Raw genomic sequence first — 19,461 nt, 5'->3', positions numbered from 1 at the left:
CAGTACGCTGAACAGGCGACGGAAGGATCGAGAGACATGGCCGAGCAGGAGCCGCGCGAAGGCGCCGCAGACCGCACGGCGGGCGGACGCACGGGCGGCCGGCCCCCTCGAGTCCGCGACGCCGAATCACGCAAACCCCACGGCTCACGCGACCGAAGTGCCAGCGCTGCTGACCGCGGCGGGTATCAGAAGCGCGACGGCGACCGGAAGCCCTACGAGAAGCGCGACGGCGACCGGAAGCCCTACGAGAAGCGCGACGGCGACCGGAAGCCCTACGAGAAGCGGGATGCCGACCGGAAGCCGTACCCGAAGCGCGACGGAGATCGCCCATACGTGAAGCGTGACGGCGACCGGCGGCCGTACGCGCCGCGCGATGGTGACCGTAAGCCGTATGCCAAGCGTGATGGCGACCGTCCCTACGCGCCCCGCGATGGTGACCGTAAGCCGTATGCCAAGCGTGATGGCGACCGTCCCTACGCGCCCCGCGATGGTGACCGTAAGCCGTACGCCAAGCGTGATGGCGACCGTCCCTACGCGCCCCGCGATGGTGACCGTAAGCCGTATGCCAAGCGTGATGGCGACCGTCCCTACGCCCCGCGCGATGGTGACCGTAAGCCGTACGCCAAGCGTGATGGCGACCGTCCCTACGCGCCCCGCGATGGTGACCGCAAGCCTTATCAGCGCACCGACCGGCCGACGCGTGGCGGCGCAGGGCGCCCCGATCGCGCGACCCGTCCCGAGGAGATCCGCCCGGTGCGGCCGCGGCACGACGACCCGGTGATCCCGGAGAGCGTGACACCCGCAGACCTGCACCCGTCGGCCCGCAACGAGTTGAAGACCCTCAGCAAGGAGAACGCCGAGCAGGTCGCCCGCCACCTCGTGATGGCCTCGGAGCTGATCGACGACGACCCGGAGCTCGCGCACCGTCACGCCATCTCGGCCTCGCGTCGCGCCGGGCGGATCGCCATCGTCCGCGAGACTCTCGCGATCACGGCGTACGCGACGGGTGATTACGCGCTGGCTCTTCGTGAGCTGCGCACCTACCGCCGCATCTCCGGCAAGGACGATCAGATCGCACTCATGGTCGACAGCGAGCGGGGCGTCGGCCGCCCCGACCGCGCGCTCGAAGTCGGCCGCAGCGTCGACCGCTCGACACTTCCCACGGATGTTCGCGTCCACCTGGCCATCGCGATGTCGGGTGCGCGCCTCGACCAGGGAGACGCGGAGCGCGCCCTCCTCGAGCTCGACATCCCCGAACTCGACCCCGACCGTGCCTTCGAGTGGAGCCCCGCGCTCTTCGCCGCTCGCGCGACAGTGCTCGAAGAGCTCGGTCGTCACGACGAGGCCGCACGCTGGCAGGAGCGGGCAGTCGTCGCCGCCGAAGCGATCGATGCGGCGACCGGTGGCGGCGACCTGGAGACGATCGTGGTCGACGAGATCCTCGAGGTTGACGAAGCTGAGGACGAGGTCGATTTGTCCGACGACGAGCGTGTGGCCGACGAGGTCGAAGCCGACGAGGTCGACGCCGACGAGGTCGACGCCGACGAGGTCGACGCCGACGAGGACGACGCCGACGAGCCTACCGACGCCGGCGCCGACGAACGCGACGAGGTCCGCGCGGCGCCGCAGCCGTCGATCGAGGACGAGGTGGCCGAGATCCTCACCGAGGCAGGGGTGGACGAGGCATCCGACTCTCCCACCGACGACGAAGGCACCGCTCGCTGATGGCACTGTTCGGCCGCCGGTCGCAGCCGGCTACGCCGCTCGACGGCGTCGACACGGTGCTCGCCGACCTCGATGGGGTCGTCTACGCGGGGGCGGGAGCCCTTCCGCACGCCGTGGAGAGTCTCACACGCGCGCGCGACGGCCGTGCTCTCGGGTACATCACGAACAACGCCTCGCGGACGGATGCCTCGGTCGCCGCGCACCTGTCGGACCTCGGTCTCCCCACGCGGCCCGACGAGGTCGTCACCAGCCCTCAGGCCGCGATGCGCCTGCTGTCGCAGCGCATCGCGCCCGGCTCGACGATCCTGGTCGTGGGCGGCGACGGGCTCGTCGATGAAGTGAACAAGGCCGGTTTCATCGTCACGCGGTCCGCCGAGGACGCGCCGTCCGCGGTCGTGCAGGGCTTCGCGCCCGAGGTGGGCTGGACGCAGCTCGCCGAGGCAGCCTTCGCGCTCAAGGTGCCCGAGGAAGAGGGCGGCATCCCCTGGATCGCCACCAACACGGACTGGACGATCCCGCAGGCTCGCGGCGTCGCACCGGGCAACGGCACGCTCGTGTCGGCCGTGCACACGGCCATCGGCCGCCTCGCGACGGTCGCGGGCAAGCCCGAGGTCCCGATCTTCGAAGAGGCGGTCGCGCGGTTCGGCGCGAGGCATCCGCTCTTCCTCGGCGACCGGCTCGACACCGACATCCTGGGAGCCAATCGTGCGGGCATCCCCTCGGCCCTCGTGCTGACGGGCATCGATCGCCCGAAGCACGTGCTCGCGGCACCCGCCGGCTCCCAGCCGACCTTCATCCTCGGCGACCTTCGGGAGCTGCACGAGCCGTATCCCGACGTGAAGGTCGCCGACGGCAGGGCGACCGTGCGCGGCGCGACCGTCGCGATCGACGGGCCTGACGTGCGGATCGTCTCGGAGGGGGAACGACCGATCGATCTGCTCCGTGCGGGAGCCGCCGCGATCTGGTCGACCGGGCGCGCGATCTTCGGGTTCCGCGTGCCCGAGCGCCTCTACGCCGATCCGTTCCACCGGCCCTGACCTCGGTGCACGTATCCTGAAGGCATGGTCCAGCCCGACGCGCCCGTCCCCGCGCGCGAGAACGAGTCCGGCGATCTGCTGTCGACGCTCGAGGTGATCGAGGCGCAGCCGCTGGCGACCCGCGCCGACGCGTACGACGCCCTGCACGACACGCTGGCCCGGCGCCTCGAGGCCGCGCCCGGAGACACCGCCGCCTCATGACGTCCCGCCTCGACGCCGCACTGGCCGCTCGAGGGCTCGCGCGCTCGCGCACCCACGCGGCCACCCTGATCGCCGAGGGGCTCGTCACCGTCGACGGTCGTCCCGTGGTGAAACCCGCGACCCCGGTCGCCGATGATGCGGTGCTGGACGTCGCCGGCGCAGACCACTACGTCAGCCGTGCCGCGCACAAGCTCATCGCGGGGCTGGATGCCTTCGCCGTCGACGTCCGCGGGCGGGTCGCCCTCGACATGGGCGCGTCGACCGGCGGCTTCACGCAGGTGCTGCGGGAGCGGGGTGCCGAGCCGGTGATCGCCGTCGACGTCGGGCACGGGCAGCTCGCGGCATCCGTCTCCGCCGACCCCGGCGTGATCGCGATCGAGGGCTACAACGTCCGCCACATGACGTCCGACTCGCTCCGCGCCGCAAGCGGAGTGGATGCCGCACCTTCGGTCATCACCGGCGATCTGTCGTTCATCTCCCTGACGCACGTGCTGCCCGCCGCTCGCGCAGTGGCGGCGGCAGACGCCGACCTGGTGCTGCTGGTCAAGCCGCAGTTCGAGGTCGGCCGCACCGCGGTCAAGGGCGGGCTCGTCACGAGCCCCGGCCTGCGGGCCGACGCTGTGGCGGGCGTGCTGTGGGCCGCGTGGGATGCGGGCCTGGGGACGTGCGGGGTCGTGTCCTCCCCGATCGTGGGCACGCACGGCAATTCTGAGTACATCGCACACCTCGCGCCGGGCCGCGGGACCAATCCGACAGAATGGTTGAGCACTGTGAACCGACTCGCGGGGATCCGATGACCGACATTGTCGAAGGCGCCGAGCGCAGCATCCTCGTCGTCGCGCACGCCCAGCGCCCCGACACCGTGACCGCCGCCGAGCGGGTGGTCGCGGCGCTGCGAGCGGCCGGTGCGCGGCCCGTGCTGGCTGCCGACGATCGCGCCGAGCTTTCGGCGGTGCGCGCGTCGTTCCGCGATGTCGCCGTCCTCGGCGACGACGTGCCGGTGCGCGACATCGAGCTCGCCATCGTGCTCGGCGGCGACGGGACGATCCTGCGCGCGGCCGAACTGGTGCGCGACGCCTCGGCGCCCGTCCTCGGCATCAACATGGGTCACGTCGGCTTCCTCGCCGAGATCGAGCGCGACGACATGGACGACGCGGTGCGTCGCGTCATCGACCGCGATTACCGGGTGGAGGACCGGCTCGCACTGTCGGTACGGGTGAAGGATGCCTCGGACTCGGTCATCTACGAGACGTGGGCGCTCAACGAGGCGACGGTCGAGAAGGCCAGTCGGGAGCGGATGCTCGAGGTCGTCATCGAGATCGACGGCCGGCCGCTGTCGACCTTCGGCTGCGACGGCGTCGTGGTCTCCACGCCGACCGGCTCGACGGCCTACAACTTCTCCGCGGGCGGGCCGGTGATCTGGCCGACGGTGGAGGCGATCTCCGTCGTGCCGCTGTCGGCCCATGCGCTGTTCGCCAAGCCGCTCGTCGTCGGCCCGGAGCACGCGGTCGCGATCGAGGTGCTGGAGCGCACCAACGGCGTCGGCATCCTGTGGTGCGACGGTCGCCGCTCGCACGACCTCCCGCCCGGCGCTCGTGTCGTGGTGCGCCGGTCCGAGCGTCCGGTGCGGCTGGCGCGGCTGCACCCGGCGCAGTTCACCGACCGTCTCGTCCGCAAGTTCCGTCTGCCCGTCGAGGGGTGGCGCGGACCCGCTGCCATCACCGGGCCGACGTCATGATCGAGGAGATGCGCCTGCGCGACCTGGGCGTCATCGCCGAGGCGACGCTGCCGATCGGACCGGGCTTCACCGCGATCACCGGCGAGACGGGTGCCGGGAAGACCATGGTCGTCACCGGGCTCGGGCTGCTGCTCGGTCAGCGCGCCGACTCCGGCGCCGTGCGCTCGGGGGCATCGCAGGCCACCGTCGACGGGGTGTGGATCGTGCCCGAGACGGGGGCGGTCGCCGACCGCGTGCGCGAGGCGGGCGGCGACGTCGAGCCGCTGGGCGACGGCCGCGCCGAGCTGTTCGTGGGGCGCTCGATCTCGAGCGAGGGGCGCGGCCGTGCTTCGGTCGGGGGGCGGGCGGCTCCCGCCGGCGTGCTCGCCGATCTCGCCGACGACCTCGTGGTGGTGCACGGGCAATCCGATCAGCTCCGGCTGCGCGGCGCAGCGGCTCAGCGCGACGCGCTGGACCGCTTCGGCGGCGCACCGGTGCAGGCGGCGCTGGCGACCTACCGCGCGGCCTTCGAGCAGTGGCGTGCGGTGGATCGCGAGCTCACGACCCTGACGACCGACCGCGACGCCCGCGCGCGCGAAGCCGAGGAGCTGCGCGCGCAGGTGGCCGAGGTCGAGCAGGCCGCGCCGCAGCCGGGAGAGGACGAGGAGCTCGCCGTGCGCGCCGAGCGGCTCGCCAACGCCGAGGAGCTGCGGATCGCCGCCGCGACGGCCCACGACGCGCTGTCGGGTGACGGCGACGTGCCCGACGCAGCCTCGCTCCTCGCCGAGGCGAGGCGCTCGCTCGAGCGCGCGCACGACCCGGCGCTCGAGGACCTCGCGGCGCAGGTGGCCGATCTCGGCTACCGCACGGCCGACGTGGCGGCCGCGCTCGCGGGCTACCTCGCCGACCTCGACGAGTCCGGCCCGCACGAGCTCGCGGCGGTCGAGGAGCGACGAGCGGTGCTCTCGGCCCTCGTCCGCGCGCACGGCACGCTGGACGCGGCGATCGAGCTGCTCGACACCGGCTCGGCGCGACTGGCCGAGCTCGACGACGACGGGGAGCGGGTCGAGCGCCTGACGGCGGAGCGGGATGCCGCGGCATCCGCCCTCGACGAAGCCGCCGACGCGCTGACCGCCGCCCGCACCGCGGCAGCCGAGAGACTGGGCGCTGCGGTGACGGCCGAGCTGCGGGCGCTCGCGATGCCCGACGCGTCGCTCACCGTCTCGGTGTCGCCCGGCACGGAGTCGGCGGCGGGACGGGACGATGTCGCGATCCTGCTCGCGCCCCACCAGGGGGCGGACCCGCGCCCGGTGTCACGCGGCGCGTCCGGGGGTGAGCTCAGTCGCGTGATGCTGGCCATCGAGGTGGTGATCGCCGCGGTCGATCCGGTGCCCACGTTCGTGTTCGATGAGGTGGATGCCGGGATCGGCGGGGCCGCGGCGATCGAGGTCGGCCGGCGCCTGGCGCGCCTGGCGCAGTCGTCCCAGGTGATCGCGGTCACGCACCTCGCACAGGTCGCCGCGTTCGCCACGAACCACCTGACGGTCGTGAAAGCCGGAGACGGCTCGGTGACGGCGTCGGACGTGCGGCGGCTGGACGGCGCCGACCGCGAGGCCGAGATGGCCCGGCTGCTGTCGGGCATGCCCGATTCGGACGCGGCGCTCACCCACGCCCGCGAGCTGCTGAGCCTGAGAGCCGAGGTCGCGTGAGCACGCGGCGCGTTCACCCAGCTTCGAGCCTCCGACGTGAGATAGGATAAAAGCCCGTGATGCAGACTTCGGATTCCGCCCACGGCGCTCCTTCCAACGACACCACCAAGCACATCTTCGTGACCGGGGGTGTCGTTTCCTCGTTGGGCAAGGGCCTCACCGCGGCCAGTCTCGGGAACCTGCTCACCGCTCGCGGCCTCCACGTCGTGATGCAGAAGCTCGATCCCTACCTCAACGTCGACCCGGGCACGATGAACCCGTTCCAGCACGGCGAGGTCTTCGTCACCGACGACGGCGCCGAGACCGATCTCGACATCGGGCACTACGAGCGCTTCCTCGACATCGAGCTCAGCCAGGCGGCCAACGTCACGACCGGGCAGATCTACTCGCAGGTGATCGCGCGCGAGCGCCGCGGCGAGTACCTCGGCGACACGGTGCAGGTGATCCCGCACATCACCGACGAGATCAAGCGCCGCATGCGCCTGCAGGCGACCGAGGAGCCCCGTCCCGACGTCATCATCACCGAGATCGGCGGCACCGTCGGCGACATCGAGTCGCAGCCGTTCATCGAATCGGCACGCCAGATCCGTCACGAGCTCGGCCGCAACAACGTGTTCTTCGTGCACGTGTCGCTCGTGCCGTTCATGGGCGCGTCGGGCGAGCAGAAGACCAAGCCGACCCAGCACTCCGTCGCGGCGCTGCGCAGCATCGGCATCCAGCCCGATGCGCTCGTGCTGCGCAGCGACCGTCCCGTGACCGAGTCGAACAAGCGCAAGATCGCGCTCATGTGCGACGTCGACGAGGGCGCCGTCGTGAACGCGGTCGACGTGCCGAGCATCTACGACATCCCGTCGATGCTCAACGAGCAGGGTCTCGACGAGTACATCGTGCGCGCCCTGGGCCTGGGCAAGGCCGCCGACGTCGACTGGAGCCGCTGGGAGCGCGTGCTGCAGGCCGTGCACAACCCCAAGCACGAGGTCACGATCGGTCTCGTCGGCAAGTACATCGACCTCCCCGATGCGTACCTGTCGGTCACCGAGGCGCTCAAGGCGGGCGGGTTCGCGCAGGAGACGCACGTCAACATCCGCTGGATCCCCTCCGACGAGTGCGAGACGCCCGAGGGTGCGGCCAAGGCGCTCGCGCCGCTCGACGGCATCGTGATCCCCGGCGGGTTCGGCATCCGCGGCATCGAGGGGAAGATCGGCGCACTGAAGTTCGCGCGAGAGCAGGGCATCCCGACACTCGGCATCTGCCTCGGGCTGCAGTGCATCGTGATCGAGTACGCCCGCCACGTGGCCGGGATCGAGGACGCGTCGTCCAGCGAGTTCGACCCCGACACGGAGCATCCGGTCATCGCGACCATGGAGGAGCAGGTCGACATCCTCGAGAGCGGCGACATGGGCGGCACTATGCGGCTCGGGCTGTACCCGGCCTCGCTCGCCGAAGGCTCGATCGCCGCCGAGGTCTACGGTTCGACGACCGCGTCAGAGCGCCACCGCCACCGCTACGAGGTGAACAACCGCTACCGCGACCAGATCGCCGAGGCGGGCCTGGTGTTCTCGGGGATCAACCCCGACCTCGACCTCGTCGAGTACGTCGAGCTGCCGCGCGACGTGCACCCGTACTACATCGCCACGCAGGCCCACCCCGAGCTGCGCTCGCGCCCGACCGACGCGAACCCGCTGTTCCGCGGTCTGGTCGGGGCGGCGCTCGAGCGCCACCGCTCCAGCGAGCTGTTCGACGTCGAGAATGACTGAGCCGCAGGGCCTCGCCGACGAGCCCGTCGACCTCGAGGTGGCGGACAGCGACCTGGTGTACTCGGGGCGCGTGTGGGACGTCCGCAGCGACACCTTCGTCTACAACGGCGAGGACATCGTGCGTCAGTACGTCGACCACCCCGGTGCGGCGGCGATCGTGGCGATCGACGATGACGGCCGCGTGCTGCTGATCCAGCAGTACCGCCATCCGATCCGCCACCGCGACTGGGAGGTGCCCGCCGGACTCCTCGACGTGGTGGGCGAGAGCCCGCTCGAGACGGCGAAGCGCGAGCTGGCCGAGGAGGCCGACCTCGCCGCGTCGTCGTGGGAGCCGCTCGTGAGCATCTTCACCACGCCCGGCGGCAACGACGAGGTCGTGCACCTGTTCCTCGCCCGCGGCCTCACGCCGCTCGGCGAAGCGCACGCGCGCGAGGCCGAGGAGGCGGACATCCGCGTGGAGTGGGTTCCGCTGAGCGACGCGGTCGCCGGGGTGCTGGCCGGACGGCTGCGCAACGGGATCCTCGCCGTCGGCGTGCTGGCGGCGGCCGAGAAGATGCGGGTGTCCGAGGGCTGACATGCGGCTCGACCGGGCGGTGGACTCGTACCTGCGGCACATCTCGATCGAGCGCGGCCTCTCCGAGAACACCGTCGCCGCCTACCGCCGCGACCTCGCGGGATACGCGGCCTGGCTGGGCGAGCACGACATCGACGACTCCGCAGACGTGACGCCCGAGGTGGTGGCGCAGTTCGCCGCCGAGCGCGCGTCGGCGCAGCCACCGGTGGCTGCATCCTCGCTCGCACGCCTGCAGTCGTCGGTGCGCGGACTGCACCGGTTCCTGGCCCGAGAGGGCATCGAGCAGGTCGACCCGTCCGCGCGCCTGCGTCCGCCGAAGCAGCCGCAACGCCTGCCGAAGGCGCTCACGATCGACCAGGTCGAGGCGCTGCTGGAAGCCGCCGGTCCTGCGCCGGCGATGGCGGGGGAGGCCTCGGGCGGGGCCGCACCCGGCGACATCATCGGCCTGCGCGACCGCGCTCTGCTCGAGCTGCTGTACGCCACAGGGGCGCGCGTGTCGGAGGTCGTTCAGCTCGACGTCGACGACCTCGCCCACGGCGACGTCGTGCGGGTGCGCGGCAAAGGATCGAAGGAGCGGATCATCCCCGTCGGGTCGTATGCCCGCGCCGCCGTCGACGCGTATCTCACGCGGGCGCGGCCCGAGCTGTCGCTTCGCGGGCGGTCGACTCCCAAGCTGTTCCTGGGGGCCCGGGGGGCGCCGCTGTCGCGGCAGAGCGCCTGGCTCGTGATCCACGATGCCGCCGAGCGGGCGCAGCTCACCGCGCACGTGTCGCCGCACACTCTGCGGCACTCGTTCGCGACCCACCTGCTGCAGGGGGGTGCCGATGTGCGGGTGGTGCAGGAGCTCCTCGGGCACGCCTCTATCGCCACGACGCAGATCTACACGTACGTCTCGGTGGACGCCCTCCGGGACGTCTATGTCACTTCCCACCCGCGCGCCCGGTGAGCGCATCCGGGCCTGCGGGCTCGCCGTGACTAGAATCGGTGCACGACATGGGAAAGTCAGGAGAGTCTGTGGCGGGCAGCAAGCGAGGCGCGACGACGGCCTCAGAGCGGGACACCCCGATCGGTCCCACTGGGCGTCCGTACCAGGGCTTCCCGACCCCGCCGAAGCTGGACGGCCACGGCCCGGCGCGCATCATCTCGCTGTGCAACCAGAAGGGCGGCGTCGGCAAGACGACGACCACCATCAACCTCGCCGCCTCGCTCGCCAGCTACGGCCGTCGCGTGCTGGCTGTCGACTTCGACCCGCAGGGGGCGCTGTCGGCGGGCCTGGGGATCGCGACCCACGAGATCCCGACGATCTACGACCTGCTCGTCGACGGCAAGCGCGATCCGCGTGAGGTCGTCGTGCCCACCCGCGTCGAGAACCTCGACGTGATCCCCGCGAACATCGATCTCTCCGCCGCCGAGGTGCACCTGGTCAACGAGGTCGCCCGGGAGCAGACGCTCTCTCGCGCGCTCATCAAGCTCGCGCCCGAGTACGACGTCATCCTGATCGACTGCCAGCCCAGCCTGGGACTCCTGACCGTCAACGCGCTGACCGCGAGCCACGGCGTGATCATCCCGCTGGAGTGCGAGTTCTTCGCGCTCCGCGGCGTGGCCATGCTCATCGAGACGATCGACAAGGTGCGCGACCGGCTCAACCCCACGATCACCCTCGACGGCGTCCTGGCGACGATGTACGACGCGCGCACGCTGCACTCGCGAGAAGTCCTCGAGCGGGTCGTCGACGCGTTCGGCGACGACGTGCTCGAGACGGTCATCGGCCGCACCGTGAAGTTCCCGGATGCCTCGGTGTCGGGCATGCCGATCACCGAGTTCGCGCCCGAGCACGCCGCCGCCCAGGCCTACCTGCGGCTGGCGCGGGAGCTGGTCGCCCGTGGCGCCGTCGCCTGACGAGGACGCCCTCGCCGCACCGCAGCCCGACGAGGGCTTCCGCGTCTCGCTCGGGAACTTCGACGGGCCGTTCGACCTGCTGCTCTCGCTCGTGTCGAAGCACGAGCTCGACATCACCGAGGTGTCGCTGTCGCTCGTGACGAACGAGTTCATCGCGTACCTGCGAGAGCTCGGTCCCGACGAGGAGCTGGAAGAGGCGTCCGAGTTCCTCGTCGTCGCCGCCACCCTGCTCGACATGAAGGTCGCGGGACTGCTTCCGCAGGGCGAGCTCGTCGACGCCGAATCGGTCGCGCTGCTGGAGGCTCGCGACCTGCTGTTCGCGCGGCTGCTGCAGTACCGCGCGTTCAAGGAGGTCTCGGTGTGGTTCGAGCGCTGCCTGCGGCGCGAGGACCGCCGGCACGCGCGCTCGGTGCGGCTCGACGAGAAGTATCGCAAGGCGGCTCCCGAGCTCGTATGGACGCTGAGCGTCGACGACTTCGCGGCGCTCGCGCTGCTGGCGATGACGCCCAAGGAGATCCCGCACGTGGGCCTGGACCACCTGCACGCCCCGCTCGTGAGCATCCGCGAGCAGGCGGCTGTCGTGGTGACCCTGCTCCGAGATGCCGGAAGCCTCAGCTTCCGCGAGCTCGTCGCCGGCGTGACCCAGCCGGGCGTGGTCGTCGCGCGCTTCCTGTCGGTGCTCGAGCTCTACCGCCATGCCGCGCTTTCGTTCGAACAGCTCGAGCCGCTCGGCGAACTGACGCTGCGGTGGAGCGCGCAGCGCTGGTCCGACGAGAACCTCGCCACCCTGGGAGCCGACTATGACCGATGACCTCACTCCGGCTGACCTCACTCCGGAGGATCAGGATCCGGCGGGAGCGCCGCCGGCCACGACGGCCGACGTGGCGCGCCGGCTCGAGGCGATCCTGCTGATCGTCGAGGAGCCGCAGAGCCTGGTGAGCCTCGCGGCCGCGGTCGGCTCTCCGGTCCCCGCCGTCCGGCAGGCGATCGAGGGGCTGGTCGCCGACTACGACGGCGAGACGGGCGGACCGGTGCGCGGGTTCGAGCTGCGCGAGGTCGGCGGCGGCTGGCGCCTGTACGTGCGCGAGGAGCACGACGATCTGGTCAGCGAGTTCGTCAACGCCCAGGCGCCGTCGCGGCTCTCCCAGGCGGCGCTCGAGACGCTCGCGGTCATCGCGTACAAGCAGCCGGTCAGCCGCAGCCAGGTGGCCTCGATCCGCGCCGTCAACGTCGACTCGGTCGTGCGCACGCTGCTGTCGCGCGGGCTCATCACCGAGCTGTTCACGGATGCCGAGACCGGCGCGATCAACTATGGAACGACCGATGCTCTGCTGGTGAACCTGGGCATCAACTCGCTCGACGAGCTGCCGCACATCTCGCCGCTGCTCGACGGCGCCGACGAGGTGGCCGGAACCGACGGATTCGACGAAGGAGTACGCCGATGACCGATCCTTTCGCCAGCCCCGAGCGCGTGCGCCTGCAGAAGGTGCTCGCGAATGCCGGCGTCGCGTCGCGCCGGGTCGCCGAGCAGCTCATCGTCGAGGGCCGCGTGCGCGTGAACGGCACCGTCGTCACCGAGCTGGGCTCGCGCATCGACCCGGAGAAGGATCTCGTCGACGTCGACGGCACCGCCGTGCAGCTGGACCAGTCCAAGCGGTACGTCATGCTCAACAAGCCGACGGGCGTCGTGAGCTCGATGAAGGACGAGCGCGGGCGCCCCGACCTGCGCCGCTACACGAAGGACTGGCCCGAGCGGCTGTACAACGTCGGCCGGCTGGATGCCGAGACCAGCGGCCTGCTCGTGCTCACGAACGACGGCGAGCTCGCGCACGTGCTCGCCCATCCCTCGTTCGGGGTGACGAAGGTCTACATCGCAAAGGTCGAGGGCCGTGTGACCGCGCAGACAATCCAGCGGCTCCTGCGCGGCGTGGAACTCGAGGACGGCCGGATCGCCGCCGACAAGGCGCGGCTGCTGTCGGCGTCGGCGGAGGGCGGCGGCTCGCTCGTCGAGCTCACGCTGCACTCGGGACGCAATCGCATCGTGCGGCGCATGATGGCCGAGGTGGGGCATCCGGTCGTCGAACTCGTGCGCCGGCAGTTCGGCCCGCTCCACCTGGGAACGCTGCCAGCCGGGCGCGCACGCGAGTTGACTAAAGTGGAGCGGGGCGCTCTGCTGACTCTCGCGCGTCGCGCGGCGGGCGATGCGCCCGAGCCCCGCGACGGCTCCGACCCGCGGAGCGACCAGGAGAACGAGTGACCGAGTCCACGCTGACGTCTTCCCGTGCGCGCGCACCGCGCGTGCAGGGGACGGTGCGCATCGTCGGCGCGGGTCTGCTCGGTGCGAGCATCGGCCATGCGCTCACGGCGCTCGGGGTCGACGTCGTGCTCGACGACACCTCACCCGCGCAGCTGCGCCTCGCGATCGACTACGGTGCCGGGCGCGCCGCCGCCGAGGCCGACGATCCGGGCCTCATCGTCGTGGCGGTTCCGCCCGACGTCACCGCCGCCGTGATCGAGCGGGAGCTCGCGCGCTATCCGCGGGCGGTCGTCACCGACGTCGCGAGCGTCAAGCTCGAGCCCCTCCGCATCCTGCGCGAGCGGGGCGTCGACCTCACGCACTACATCGGCTCGCACCCGCTCGCGGGGCGCGAGCGCGGGGGAGCGATCGCGGCGCGCGCCGACATCTTCGTCGGCCGCCCCTGGGTCGTCTGCCGTGACGATGAGACGCCCGCCGCCGACCTCGCGGTCGTCGAGGGCCTCGCCCTCGACGTCGGCGCGATGCCGGTCGAGATGGGTCCCGAAGAGCACGATCGCGCCGTCGCGCTCGTCTCGCACGTGCCGCAGCTGGTGGCGAGCCTCCTCGCCGGCCGCTTCGTCGAGGCGCCGGACGGCTCGCTGGGCCTCGCGGGTCAGGGCGTGCGCGACACCACGCGCATCGCCGCCTCCGCCCCCGAGCTGTGGGTGCAGATCCTGGGGGCGAACGCGACACCCGTCGTGGACGTGCTCGATGCGCTGGCGGCAGACCTCGCGACGGTCGCCGACGCGCTGCGGACCCCCGACGCGCCGGGAGCGCGCCGTGCGGTCGCCGACACCATCCGGAGGGGCAACGAGGGTGTCGAGCGCCTGCCCGGCAAGCACGGCCAGAACCGCCGATTCGAGCAGGTCGTCGTCATGGTCGACGACACCCCCGGCCAGCTCGGGCGCCTGTTCGGCGAGCTCGGCGAGCTCGACGTGAACGTGGAAGACCTGCGCCTGGAGCACTCGCCCGGCGCCCAGTTCGGCCTTGCCGAGATCAGCGTCGTGCCCAGCGCGGTCAGGCGCGCCGTGGAGGGCCTCGAGTCCCGCGGCTGGAAGATTGCGAGCACCACCAATGACTGAACCGTTCATCGTCGCGATCGACGGTCCCGCCGGCAGCGGCAAGTCGAGCGTCTCCAAGCAGGTAGCCCGACGCCTGGGCTACGGCTTCCTCGACACGGGCGCCGCCTACCGCGCCCTGGCGTGGCACGCCCTCGAGCGGGGGATCGACACGTCCGATGCGACCTCGGTGCTCGAGGTGATGGGTGACTTCGACTACGCGATCTCGCTCGATCCCGACGCGTACTGGGTGCGCGTCGGCGCGGCCGATGTCACCGACGCGATCCGCGAGCCGCGGGTCTCCGAGGCGGTGAGCGGCGTCGCGCGCGTGCCGGCGGTGCGCCAGGCGGTCAATGCCCTGTTCCGGGCGCTGGTCGCGGCATCCGACCGCCCCGGCGTCGTCGTCGAGGGGCGCGACATCACGACCGTGGTCGCACCCGACGCGCCCGTGCGGATCCTGCTCACCGCGGCGCCGGAGGTGCGTGCCGCGCGTCGCAGCGCCGAACTGGCGGGGGAGGATGCCTCGGCCGTCGCCGCCGCGCTGCACAAGCGCGACGCGTCGGACTCGGCCGTCGTCGACTTCCTCACGGCCGCACCCGGAGTCGAGGTCGTCGACTCCACCCACCTCGATTTCGATCAGACCGTGGACGCCGTGATCGGCGTGATCCGCACGAACGTGCCTGCACAGACGGGAGCGCACAATGGCCGCTGACAACCGTGAGGCAGCTGACAGCCACGACGCCGAGGAGTACGAGGGAGGCGAGGACCACCTCGCCGAGAACCTCGCCGCCGTCGACGACGAACTCGCCGAGCAGCGGGCCGCCGCGCTCCGCCAGGGTCTCGAGGACTACGACCTCGACGAGGAGGACGCCGCGCTGCTCGAGGGTCTCGTGCGCGGCGAGGACGGCATCGAGTACCTGCCGGCCCTTCCGGTCGTCGCGATCGTGGGCCGCCCGAACGTCGGCAAGTCGGCGCTCGTCAACCGCATCCTCGGTCGCCGCGAAGCGGTCGTCGAAGACACCCCCGGCGTCACGCGCGACCGCGTGACGTACAAGGCGGAGTGGATGGAGCGCCGCTTCTCGCTGGTGGACACCGGCGGGTGGGAGCCCGACGCGAAGGGCATCGACCGTTCCGTCGCGCTGCAGGCCGAGGTCGCGATCGATCTGTCGGATGTCGTGCTGTTCGTCGTCGACGCGATGGTCGGCGCGACCTCGACCGACGAGCACGTCGTGCGCCTGCTGCGCAAGAGCGGCAAGCCGGTGTTCCTCGTCGCGAACAAGATCGACGACGCGCGCCAGGAGCCCGAGGCCGCCGCGCTGTGGAATCTCGGTCTCGGCGAGCCGCACCCGGTCTCGGCGATCCACGGTCGCGGCGTCGCCGACCTCCTCGACGCGGTCGTCAAGGTGATGCCGGACGTGTCGGCCGTGGCCAAGCACGAGATCGGCGGCCCCCGCCGCGTGGCGATCCTGGGGCGGCCGAACGTCGGCAAGTCGTCGCTGCTGAACAAGGCGGCCGGCGAGGAGCGCGTCGTCGTCAACGAGCTCGCCGGCACCACGCGTGACCCGGTCGACGAGATCGTCGAGATCGGCGGCAAGATGTGGCGCTTCGTCGACACCGCGGGAATCCGCCGTCGCGTGCACCTGCAGCAGGGCGCGGACTTCTACGCGTCGCTGCGCACCTCGGCGGCACTCGAGAAGGCCGAGGTCGCCGTCGTCGTCCTCGACGTGAGCGAGACCCTCAGCGAGCAGGACGTCCGCATCATCGACCTCGTGCTCGAGTCGGGCCGTGCACTCGTGCTGGCGTTCAACAAGTGGGACCGCCTGAACGACGACGACATGGAGGACATCGACCGCCGGCGCTACCTCGAGCGCGAGATCGAGCAGGACCTCGCGCATGTGGCGTGGGCGCCGCGCGTGAACATCTCAGCGCGCACCGGCCGCCACCTCGACAAGCTCGTACCGGCGCTCGAGACCGCGCTCGAGTCGTGGGATCAGCGCATCCCCACCGGGAAGTTCAACGCGTTCCTCACCGAGCTTGTCAACGAGCACCCGCACCCGGTGCGCGGCGGCAAGCAGCCCCGCATCCTGTTCGGCACGCAGGCGTCGACGCGCCCGCCGACCTTCGTGCTGTTCACGACCGGATTCCTCGACGCGGGCTACCGCCGCTTCATCCAGCGACGCCTGCGCGAGCTGTACGGCTTCGAGGGGTCGCCGATCGTGATCAACATGCGCGTTCGGGAGCGTCGCCAGCGCTGACGCTCACGTCCCCTGGCGTGCCGGTCGCACCATGGCCGTCTCGTCGGGCTTGGCGAACCCGAAGCCCTCGTAGAGTCCGTGGGCGTCGGCGGTGAAGAGCACCCACCGCATGTCGGCGCCCGGACCGTCGTCGATCATCAGCTTCATGAGGCGCTTGCCCAGGCCGTGTCCGCGATGGCCGTCGAGCACGAAGACGTCGGCGAGGTAGGCGAAGCCGATGCCGTCGGAGAGGGCGCGGGCGAAGCCGACCTGCTCGCCGGTGTCGGTGCGGTAGGCGCCGACCACGCGCCACGAGCGGTCCACCTGCGCCCGCACGTCGTCGCGGGAGCGCCAGCGGCCCCAGTAGGCCTCTCGGGAGAGCCACTCCCACACGATGTCGAACTGGATGCGCGACGGGTCGTCGTCGAGTTCGTAATCCATCCCGTCATTCTGGGGGTCGGGCGGCCGCCGCCGAGCAGGCCGATCGGGCGTTCGTGGCCTCGTGGGGTGCGACACGTGCCGTCACGCATGGGCAGGCGCCGTCCGTCTGCGGTCGGCCGTGTGACAGGCTGGCAGGGTGACGATCGAGCCTCCCGTCCCCGGTGAGCCGCGCCGCCCGTTCGGGCCGCGCGATTCGGGCGATGCGTGGGTGGTCGCACCCACCGGGGAGCGCTACTGGGGCCGGTACGGTGCGGCGGGGCTTCTCGCGGTCGATCCCGAGCGCGGGGTGCTGCTGCAGCATCGCGTGTCGTGGAGTCATTTCGGTGACACGTGGGCGCTGCCGGGCGGCGCCCGGCACGAGGGCGAGTCCGCGTGCGATGCCGCCCTGCGGGAGGCGGCGGAGGAAGCGGGGGTTCCGGATGCCTCGATCCGCCCGCACGTGCTGTCGGTGCTCGACCTCGGCTACTGGAGCTACACGACGCTCGTCGGTGACGTGACCGTGCCCTTCGAGCCGACGATCAGCGATCCCGAGAGCCGGGAGCTCGCGTGGGTTCCGGTCGAAGAGGTGGCGAGGCATCCGCTCCACCCCGGATTCGAGGCGTCATGGGACCGGCTGCGGGCGCTCGTCGACGTGCGACCTGCGGTGGTCGTCGATGCCGCGAATGTCGTCGGCTCGGTGCCGGACGGATGGTGGCGGGACCGGTCCGGAGCCGCCCGCGGGCTGCTGTCGCGGGTCTCGGCGCTCGTGCAGCGGGGGATTCCGGCGCCTGTGCTCGATCTGCCCGAGGACACCTGGTTCCCGCGGTGGAGCGTCGTGCTCGAGGGTCAGGCGCGCGCGGCGGGCGACGTCTCGGGCATCGACGTGGTTCGGGCCGAGGCATCCGGTGACGACGCGATCGTCGCGGAGACGGAGCGCCTCGTGTCGACCGGCGCGCTGGTCACGGTGGTGACGAGCGACCGCGCGCTGCGCGAACGGGTGACGGATGCCGGTGCCGTCGTCCGCGGTGCCCGGTGGCTGCTCGACCTGGGCTAGTCGCGCCCGCGCAGACGGTCGATGTCGCGGCGCTCGCGCTTGGTCGGGCGCCCGGCACCGCGGTCGCGGACGGGCACGAAGGCCGTGAGCTCGCGCGGCGGCGGGGGAGGCGTGCGGTCCTCGACGGCCTCGGCGGCGACGGCGGCGCCCACGCGCTTGGTGATCGGCTGCTTGACGACGAGGATGCGGTCGAAGCCCGAGATGCGCACGCGCAGCTCGTCGCCGGGCTTCACCGGCTGGGCGGCCTTGGCGCGTTCGCCGTTGACGCGCACATGACCTGCCCGGCAGGCTGTGGTCGCCGCGGAGCGGGTCTTGTAGACCCGGACCGCCCAGAGCCACGAGTCGACGCGGGCCGAGGCATCCGTCACGCGAGAGCCTTCTCGGCGACCGCCTTCGGCTCGCGCTCGGCGACGCCGCGTTCGCGGACGGTGACGAGGACGCCCGCGGCCATGAGGCCCTGCCCGAGGCAGTAGGCGGCCATGACGATCGGGCTCGACCAGGCCGGCAGCGCCTCGGGGCGGAACAGCTCGAACGCGAGAATCGAGTCTGCGAACAGGAAGAACGCGCCGCCCCACGCGATGAGGGGATGGCAGCGGGCGGCGCCGGCGGCGGTCGCGCCGAGCAGGAGGCCGTAGATCGCGACGGGAATGAGGAACGCTCCCAGGTCGGCCCAGAGCACGGTCAGGAGCGTCGCGAACCACACGACGTACACGGCGGTCCACAGCGGGAGCCGGCGGACGGGGAGCATCCGCCAGAAGAGCCAGATGTAGCACAGGTGCGCGAGCGCGAAGAAGAGGATCATGAGCGGGACCGTATCGACGCCCGGGAAGAGGGGGCCCGCTCCGTCGCCGATCCACGAGAGCGCGATCGCCGTGACGAGGAGGGTGTGGGCGGTCGTCCACTCTCGGTGCCCGCCCCACACGACGGCGAGGGCGAGGAACGGCATGAGCATGAGCTTGGTCGGGTCGGCAGCATCGTGCGCCTCGATCGCGAGCATCCACACGTGGACGACCGTCGCGAAGGCGAACGGGATGAAAGCGATCCAGAGCCGCGACATGCTCCCCCTCGGACGTGCGGACAATCGAGTGTCCATCGTGCCACGGCCGGCGCCATTGCGGGAGGGTGTGTCGTCGAATGGGGAAATCGTCATCCCGTGAGCTCGAGGGCGACGATGGCCAAGTCGGGTCTGGGGCGGGCCACCTCGCGGAAGCCGGCGTTCGCGAACGTCGACACCACACCGTGGAAGAGGTCGCTCGAGGACTTCTTGCCCCCTTCCGCCGGATCGAGCGGATAAGCCTCGATCACGCGAGCGCCACCGTCGCGGGCGAAATCGATCGCTGCCGCGAGGAGCCGGTCGTTGAGCCCCTGCCCGCGGTGCTCCTTGCGCACGACGAAGCAGCTCACCGCCCACACGGAGGCGTCGTCCCACGGTTCGGGGGAGTGCGCCGCGAAGTTGCGGGTGCGTGCGAGCCGAGGCTGGCGGGTTCGCGGACCGACGCGCACCCATCCGGCCGGCTCGCCGTCGACGTACGCGATGAGCCCGGGCGGCGGACCTGCCTCGACCTCGTCGCGGAACAGGCGTTCGCGATCCTCTCGCGTGGTCGTCTGCCACTCGGCGTTGGTGATGGTCCACCACTGGCACTGACAGCTGCGGCCGTCGCCGCCGTTGTCCCACGTGTGCTGAGCATCGGTGAACCGATCCGGGGTGGCCGCTTCGATGGTGATTTGCGCCATGCCGCGACGCTACCCGGCGGGTGCGACACGGGCGAGGGTGGGCGCC

Annotated in this window: 22 protein-coding genes; 17 read left to right on the top strand and 5 right to left on the bottom strand. The window is 71.6% G+C overall.

Features of this window, described 5'->3' with window-relative positions; translation table 11 throughout:
- Positions 1-144: 144 nt before the first annotated feature.
- Entirely contained in the window at positions 145-768 is a 624-nt protein-coding gene (locus tag HF323_RS12065; RefSeq protein WP_169582793.1) for a hypothetical protein, read from the bottom strand.
- 24 nt (positions 769-792) lie between these two features.
- Here HF323_RS12065 and HF323_RS12060 point away from each other — a divergent pair, with 24 nt between their 5' ends.
- The 16 genes from HF323_RS12060 to der are packed head-to-tail and all read left to right on the top strand — an operon-like array spanning position 793 to position 16,228.
- A complete protein-coding gene (locus HF323_RS12060; protein ID WP_317451064.1) occupies positions 793-1,725 on the top strand; it encodes a hypothetical protein in 933 nt (310 codons plus the stop codon).
- Positions 1,725-2,762, top strand: coding sequence for an HAD-IIA family hydrolase (locus tag HF323_RS12055; protein WP_169582791.1), 1,038 nt, complete (start codon positions 1,725-1,727; stop codon positions 2,760-2,762). The genes HF323_RS12060 and HF323_RS12055 overlap by 1 nt, the downstream gene beginning before the upstream one ends.
- Before the next feature lie 24 nt (positions 2,763-2,786).
- Positions 2,787-2,963, top strand: coding sequence for a hypothetical protein (locus HF323_RS12050; RefSeq protein WP_169582790.1), 177 nt, complete (start codon positions 2,787-2,789; stop codon positions 2,961-2,963).
- The gene (locus tag HF323_RS12045) at positions 2,960-3,760 is read left to right on the top strand and encodes a TlyA family RNA methyltransferase (RefSeq protein ID WP_169582789.1); all 801 of its coding nucleotides are present in this window, start codon (positions 2,960-2,962) and stop codon (positions 3,758-3,760) included. The genes HF323_RS12050 and HF323_RS12045 overlap by 4 nt, the downstream gene beginning before the upstream one ends.
- The gene (locus HF323_RS12040; RefSeq protein ID WP_169582788.1) at positions 3,757-4,701 is read left to right on the top strand and encodes an NAD kinase; all 945 of its coding nucleotides are present in this window, start codon (positions 3,757-3,759) and stop codon (positions 4,699-4,701) included. Before HF323_RS12045 ends, HF323_RS12040 begins: the two co-directional genes overlap by 4 nt.
- Positions 4,698-6,389, top strand: coding sequence for a DNA repair protein RecN (gene recN, locus HF323_RS12035; RefSeq protein ID WP_169582863.1), 1,692 nt, complete (start codon positions 4,698-4,700; stop codon positions 6,387-6,389). Before HF323_RS12040 ends, recN begins: the two co-directional genes overlap by 4 nt.
- Positions 6,390-6,448: 59 nt before the next feature.
- On the top strand, positions 6,449-8,146 hold the full coding sequence (locus HF323_RS12030) for a CTP synthase (RefSeq protein ID WP_169582862.1): 1,698 nt from the start codon (positions 6,449-6,451) through the stop codon (positions 8,144-8,146).
- Complete coding sequence (locus HF323_RS12025; protein ID WP_169582787.1) at positions 8,139-8,720, top strand: NUDIX hydrolase; 582 nt, start codon at positions 8,139-8,141, stop codon at positions 8,718-8,720. The genes HF323_RS12030 and HF323_RS12025 overlap by 8 nt, the downstream gene beginning before the upstream one ends.
- 1 nt (position 8,721) lies before the next feature.
- Complete coding sequence (gene xerD / locus HF323_RS12020; protein ID WP_169582786.1) at positions 8,722-9,666, top strand: site-specific tyrosine recombinase XerD; 945 nt, start codon at positions 8,722-8,724, stop codon at positions 9,664-9,666.
- Between the two features lie 47 nt (positions 9,667-9,713).
- The gene (locus tag HF323_RS12015; RefSeq protein WP_211160457.1) at positions 9,714-10,619 is read left to right on the top strand and encodes a ParA family protein; all 906 of its coding nucleotides are present in this window, start codon (positions 9,714-9,716) and stop codon (positions 10,617-10,619) included.
- Positions 10,603-11,430: a ScpA family protein gene (locus HF323_RS12010; protein ID WP_317451063.1), complete on the top strand. Its 828-nt coding sequence runs from the start codon at positions 10,603-10,605 to the stop codon at positions 11,428-11,430. Before HF323_RS12015 ends, HF323_RS12010 begins: the two co-directional genes overlap by 17 nt.
- Complete coding sequence (gene scpB / locus HF323_RS12005) at positions 11,420-12,064, top strand: SMC-Scp complex subunit ScpB (protein ID WP_211160456.1); 645 nt, start codon at positions 11,420-11,422, stop codon at positions 12,062-12,064. Before HF323_RS12010 ends, scpB begins: the two co-directional genes overlap by 11 nt.
- Positions 12,061-12,876: a pseudouridine synthase gene (locus HF323_RS12000; protein WP_169582784.1), complete on the top strand. Its 816-nt coding sequence runs from the start codon at positions 12,061-12,063 to the stop codon at positions 12,874-12,876. Before scpB ends, HF323_RS12000 begins: the two co-directional genes overlap by 4 nt.
- Positions 12,873-13,997, top strand: a complete 1,125-nt coding sequence (locus HF323_RS11995) for a prephenate dehydrogenase (RefSeq protein WP_169582783.1) — start codon at positions 12,873-12,875, stop codon at positions 13,995-13,997. The genes HF323_RS12000 and HF323_RS11995 overlap by 4 nt, the downstream gene beginning before the upstream one ends.
- Complete coding sequence (gene cmk / locus HF323_RS11990) at positions 13,990-14,685, top strand: (d)CMP kinase (protein WP_169582782.1); 696 nt, start codon at positions 13,990-13,992, stop codon at positions 14,683-14,685. Before HF323_RS11995 ends, cmk begins: the two co-directional genes overlap by 8 nt.
- Complete coding sequence (der, locus tag HF323_RS11985; protein WP_169582781.1) at positions 14,675-16,228, top strand: ribosome biogenesis GTPase Der; 1,554 nt, start codon at positions 14,675-14,677, stop codon at positions 16,226-16,228. Before cmk ends, der begins: the two co-directional genes overlap by 11 nt.
- A gap of 3 nt (positions 16,229-16,231) precedes the next feature.
- On the opposite strand, the gene HF323_RS11980 is transcribed toward der, so the two are convergent.
- Complete coding sequence (locus HF323_RS11980; protein WP_169582780.1) at positions 16,232-16,648, bottom strand: GNAT family N-acetyltransferase; 417 nt, start codon at positions 16,646-16,648, stop codon at positions 16,232-16,234.
- A gap of 136 nt (positions 16,649-16,784) precedes the next feature.
- On the opposite strand from HF323_RS11980, the gene HF323_RS11975 reads away from it, so the two are divergent.
- Positions 16,785-17,681: an NUDIX domain-containing protein gene (locus HF323_RS11975; RefSeq protein ID WP_169582779.1), complete on the top strand. Its 897-nt coding sequence runs from the start codon at positions 16,785-16,787 to the stop codon at positions 17,679-17,681.
- Here HF323_RS11975 and HF323_RS11970 read toward each other — a convergent pair.
- From HF323_RS11970 to HF323_RS11960, 3 genes are all read right to left on the bottom strand, one after another.
- The gene (locus tag HF323_RS11970; RefSeq protein ID WP_169582778.1) at positions 17,678-18,049 is read right to left on the bottom strand and encodes a S4 domain-containing protein; all 372 of its coding nucleotides are present in this window, start codon (positions 18,047-18,049) and stop codon (positions 17,678-17,680) included. The two genes, HF323_RS11975 and HF323_RS11970, sit on opposite strands and share 4 nt — an antisense overlap.
- Positions 18,046-18,738, bottom strand: coding sequence for a lysoplasmalogenase family protein (locus tag HF323_RS11965; protein ID WP_169582777.1), 693 nt, complete (start codon positions 18,736-18,738; stop codon positions 18,046-18,048). Before HF323_RS11965 ends, HF323_RS11970 begins: the two co-directional genes overlap by 4 nt.
- Positions 18,739-18,827: 89 nt before the next feature.
- Positions 18,828-19,415 carry a GNAT family N-acetyltransferase gene (locus tag HF323_RS11960; protein ID WP_169582776.1) on the bottom strand — a complete coding sequence of 196 codons (588 nt, stop codon included), beginning with the start codon at positions 19,413-19,415 and terminating at the stop codon, positions 18,828-18,830.
- Positions 19,416-19,461: the final 46 nt, after the last annotated feature.

Source organism: Microbacterium sp. MF43, from assembly GCF_012847295.1.
In the GTDB taxonomy this organism is placed as follows: Bacteria; Actinomycetota; Actinomycetes; order Actinomycetales; family Microbacteriaceae; genus Microbacterium.
This window is presented reverse-complemented; position numbering and strand designations above follow the sequence as displayed.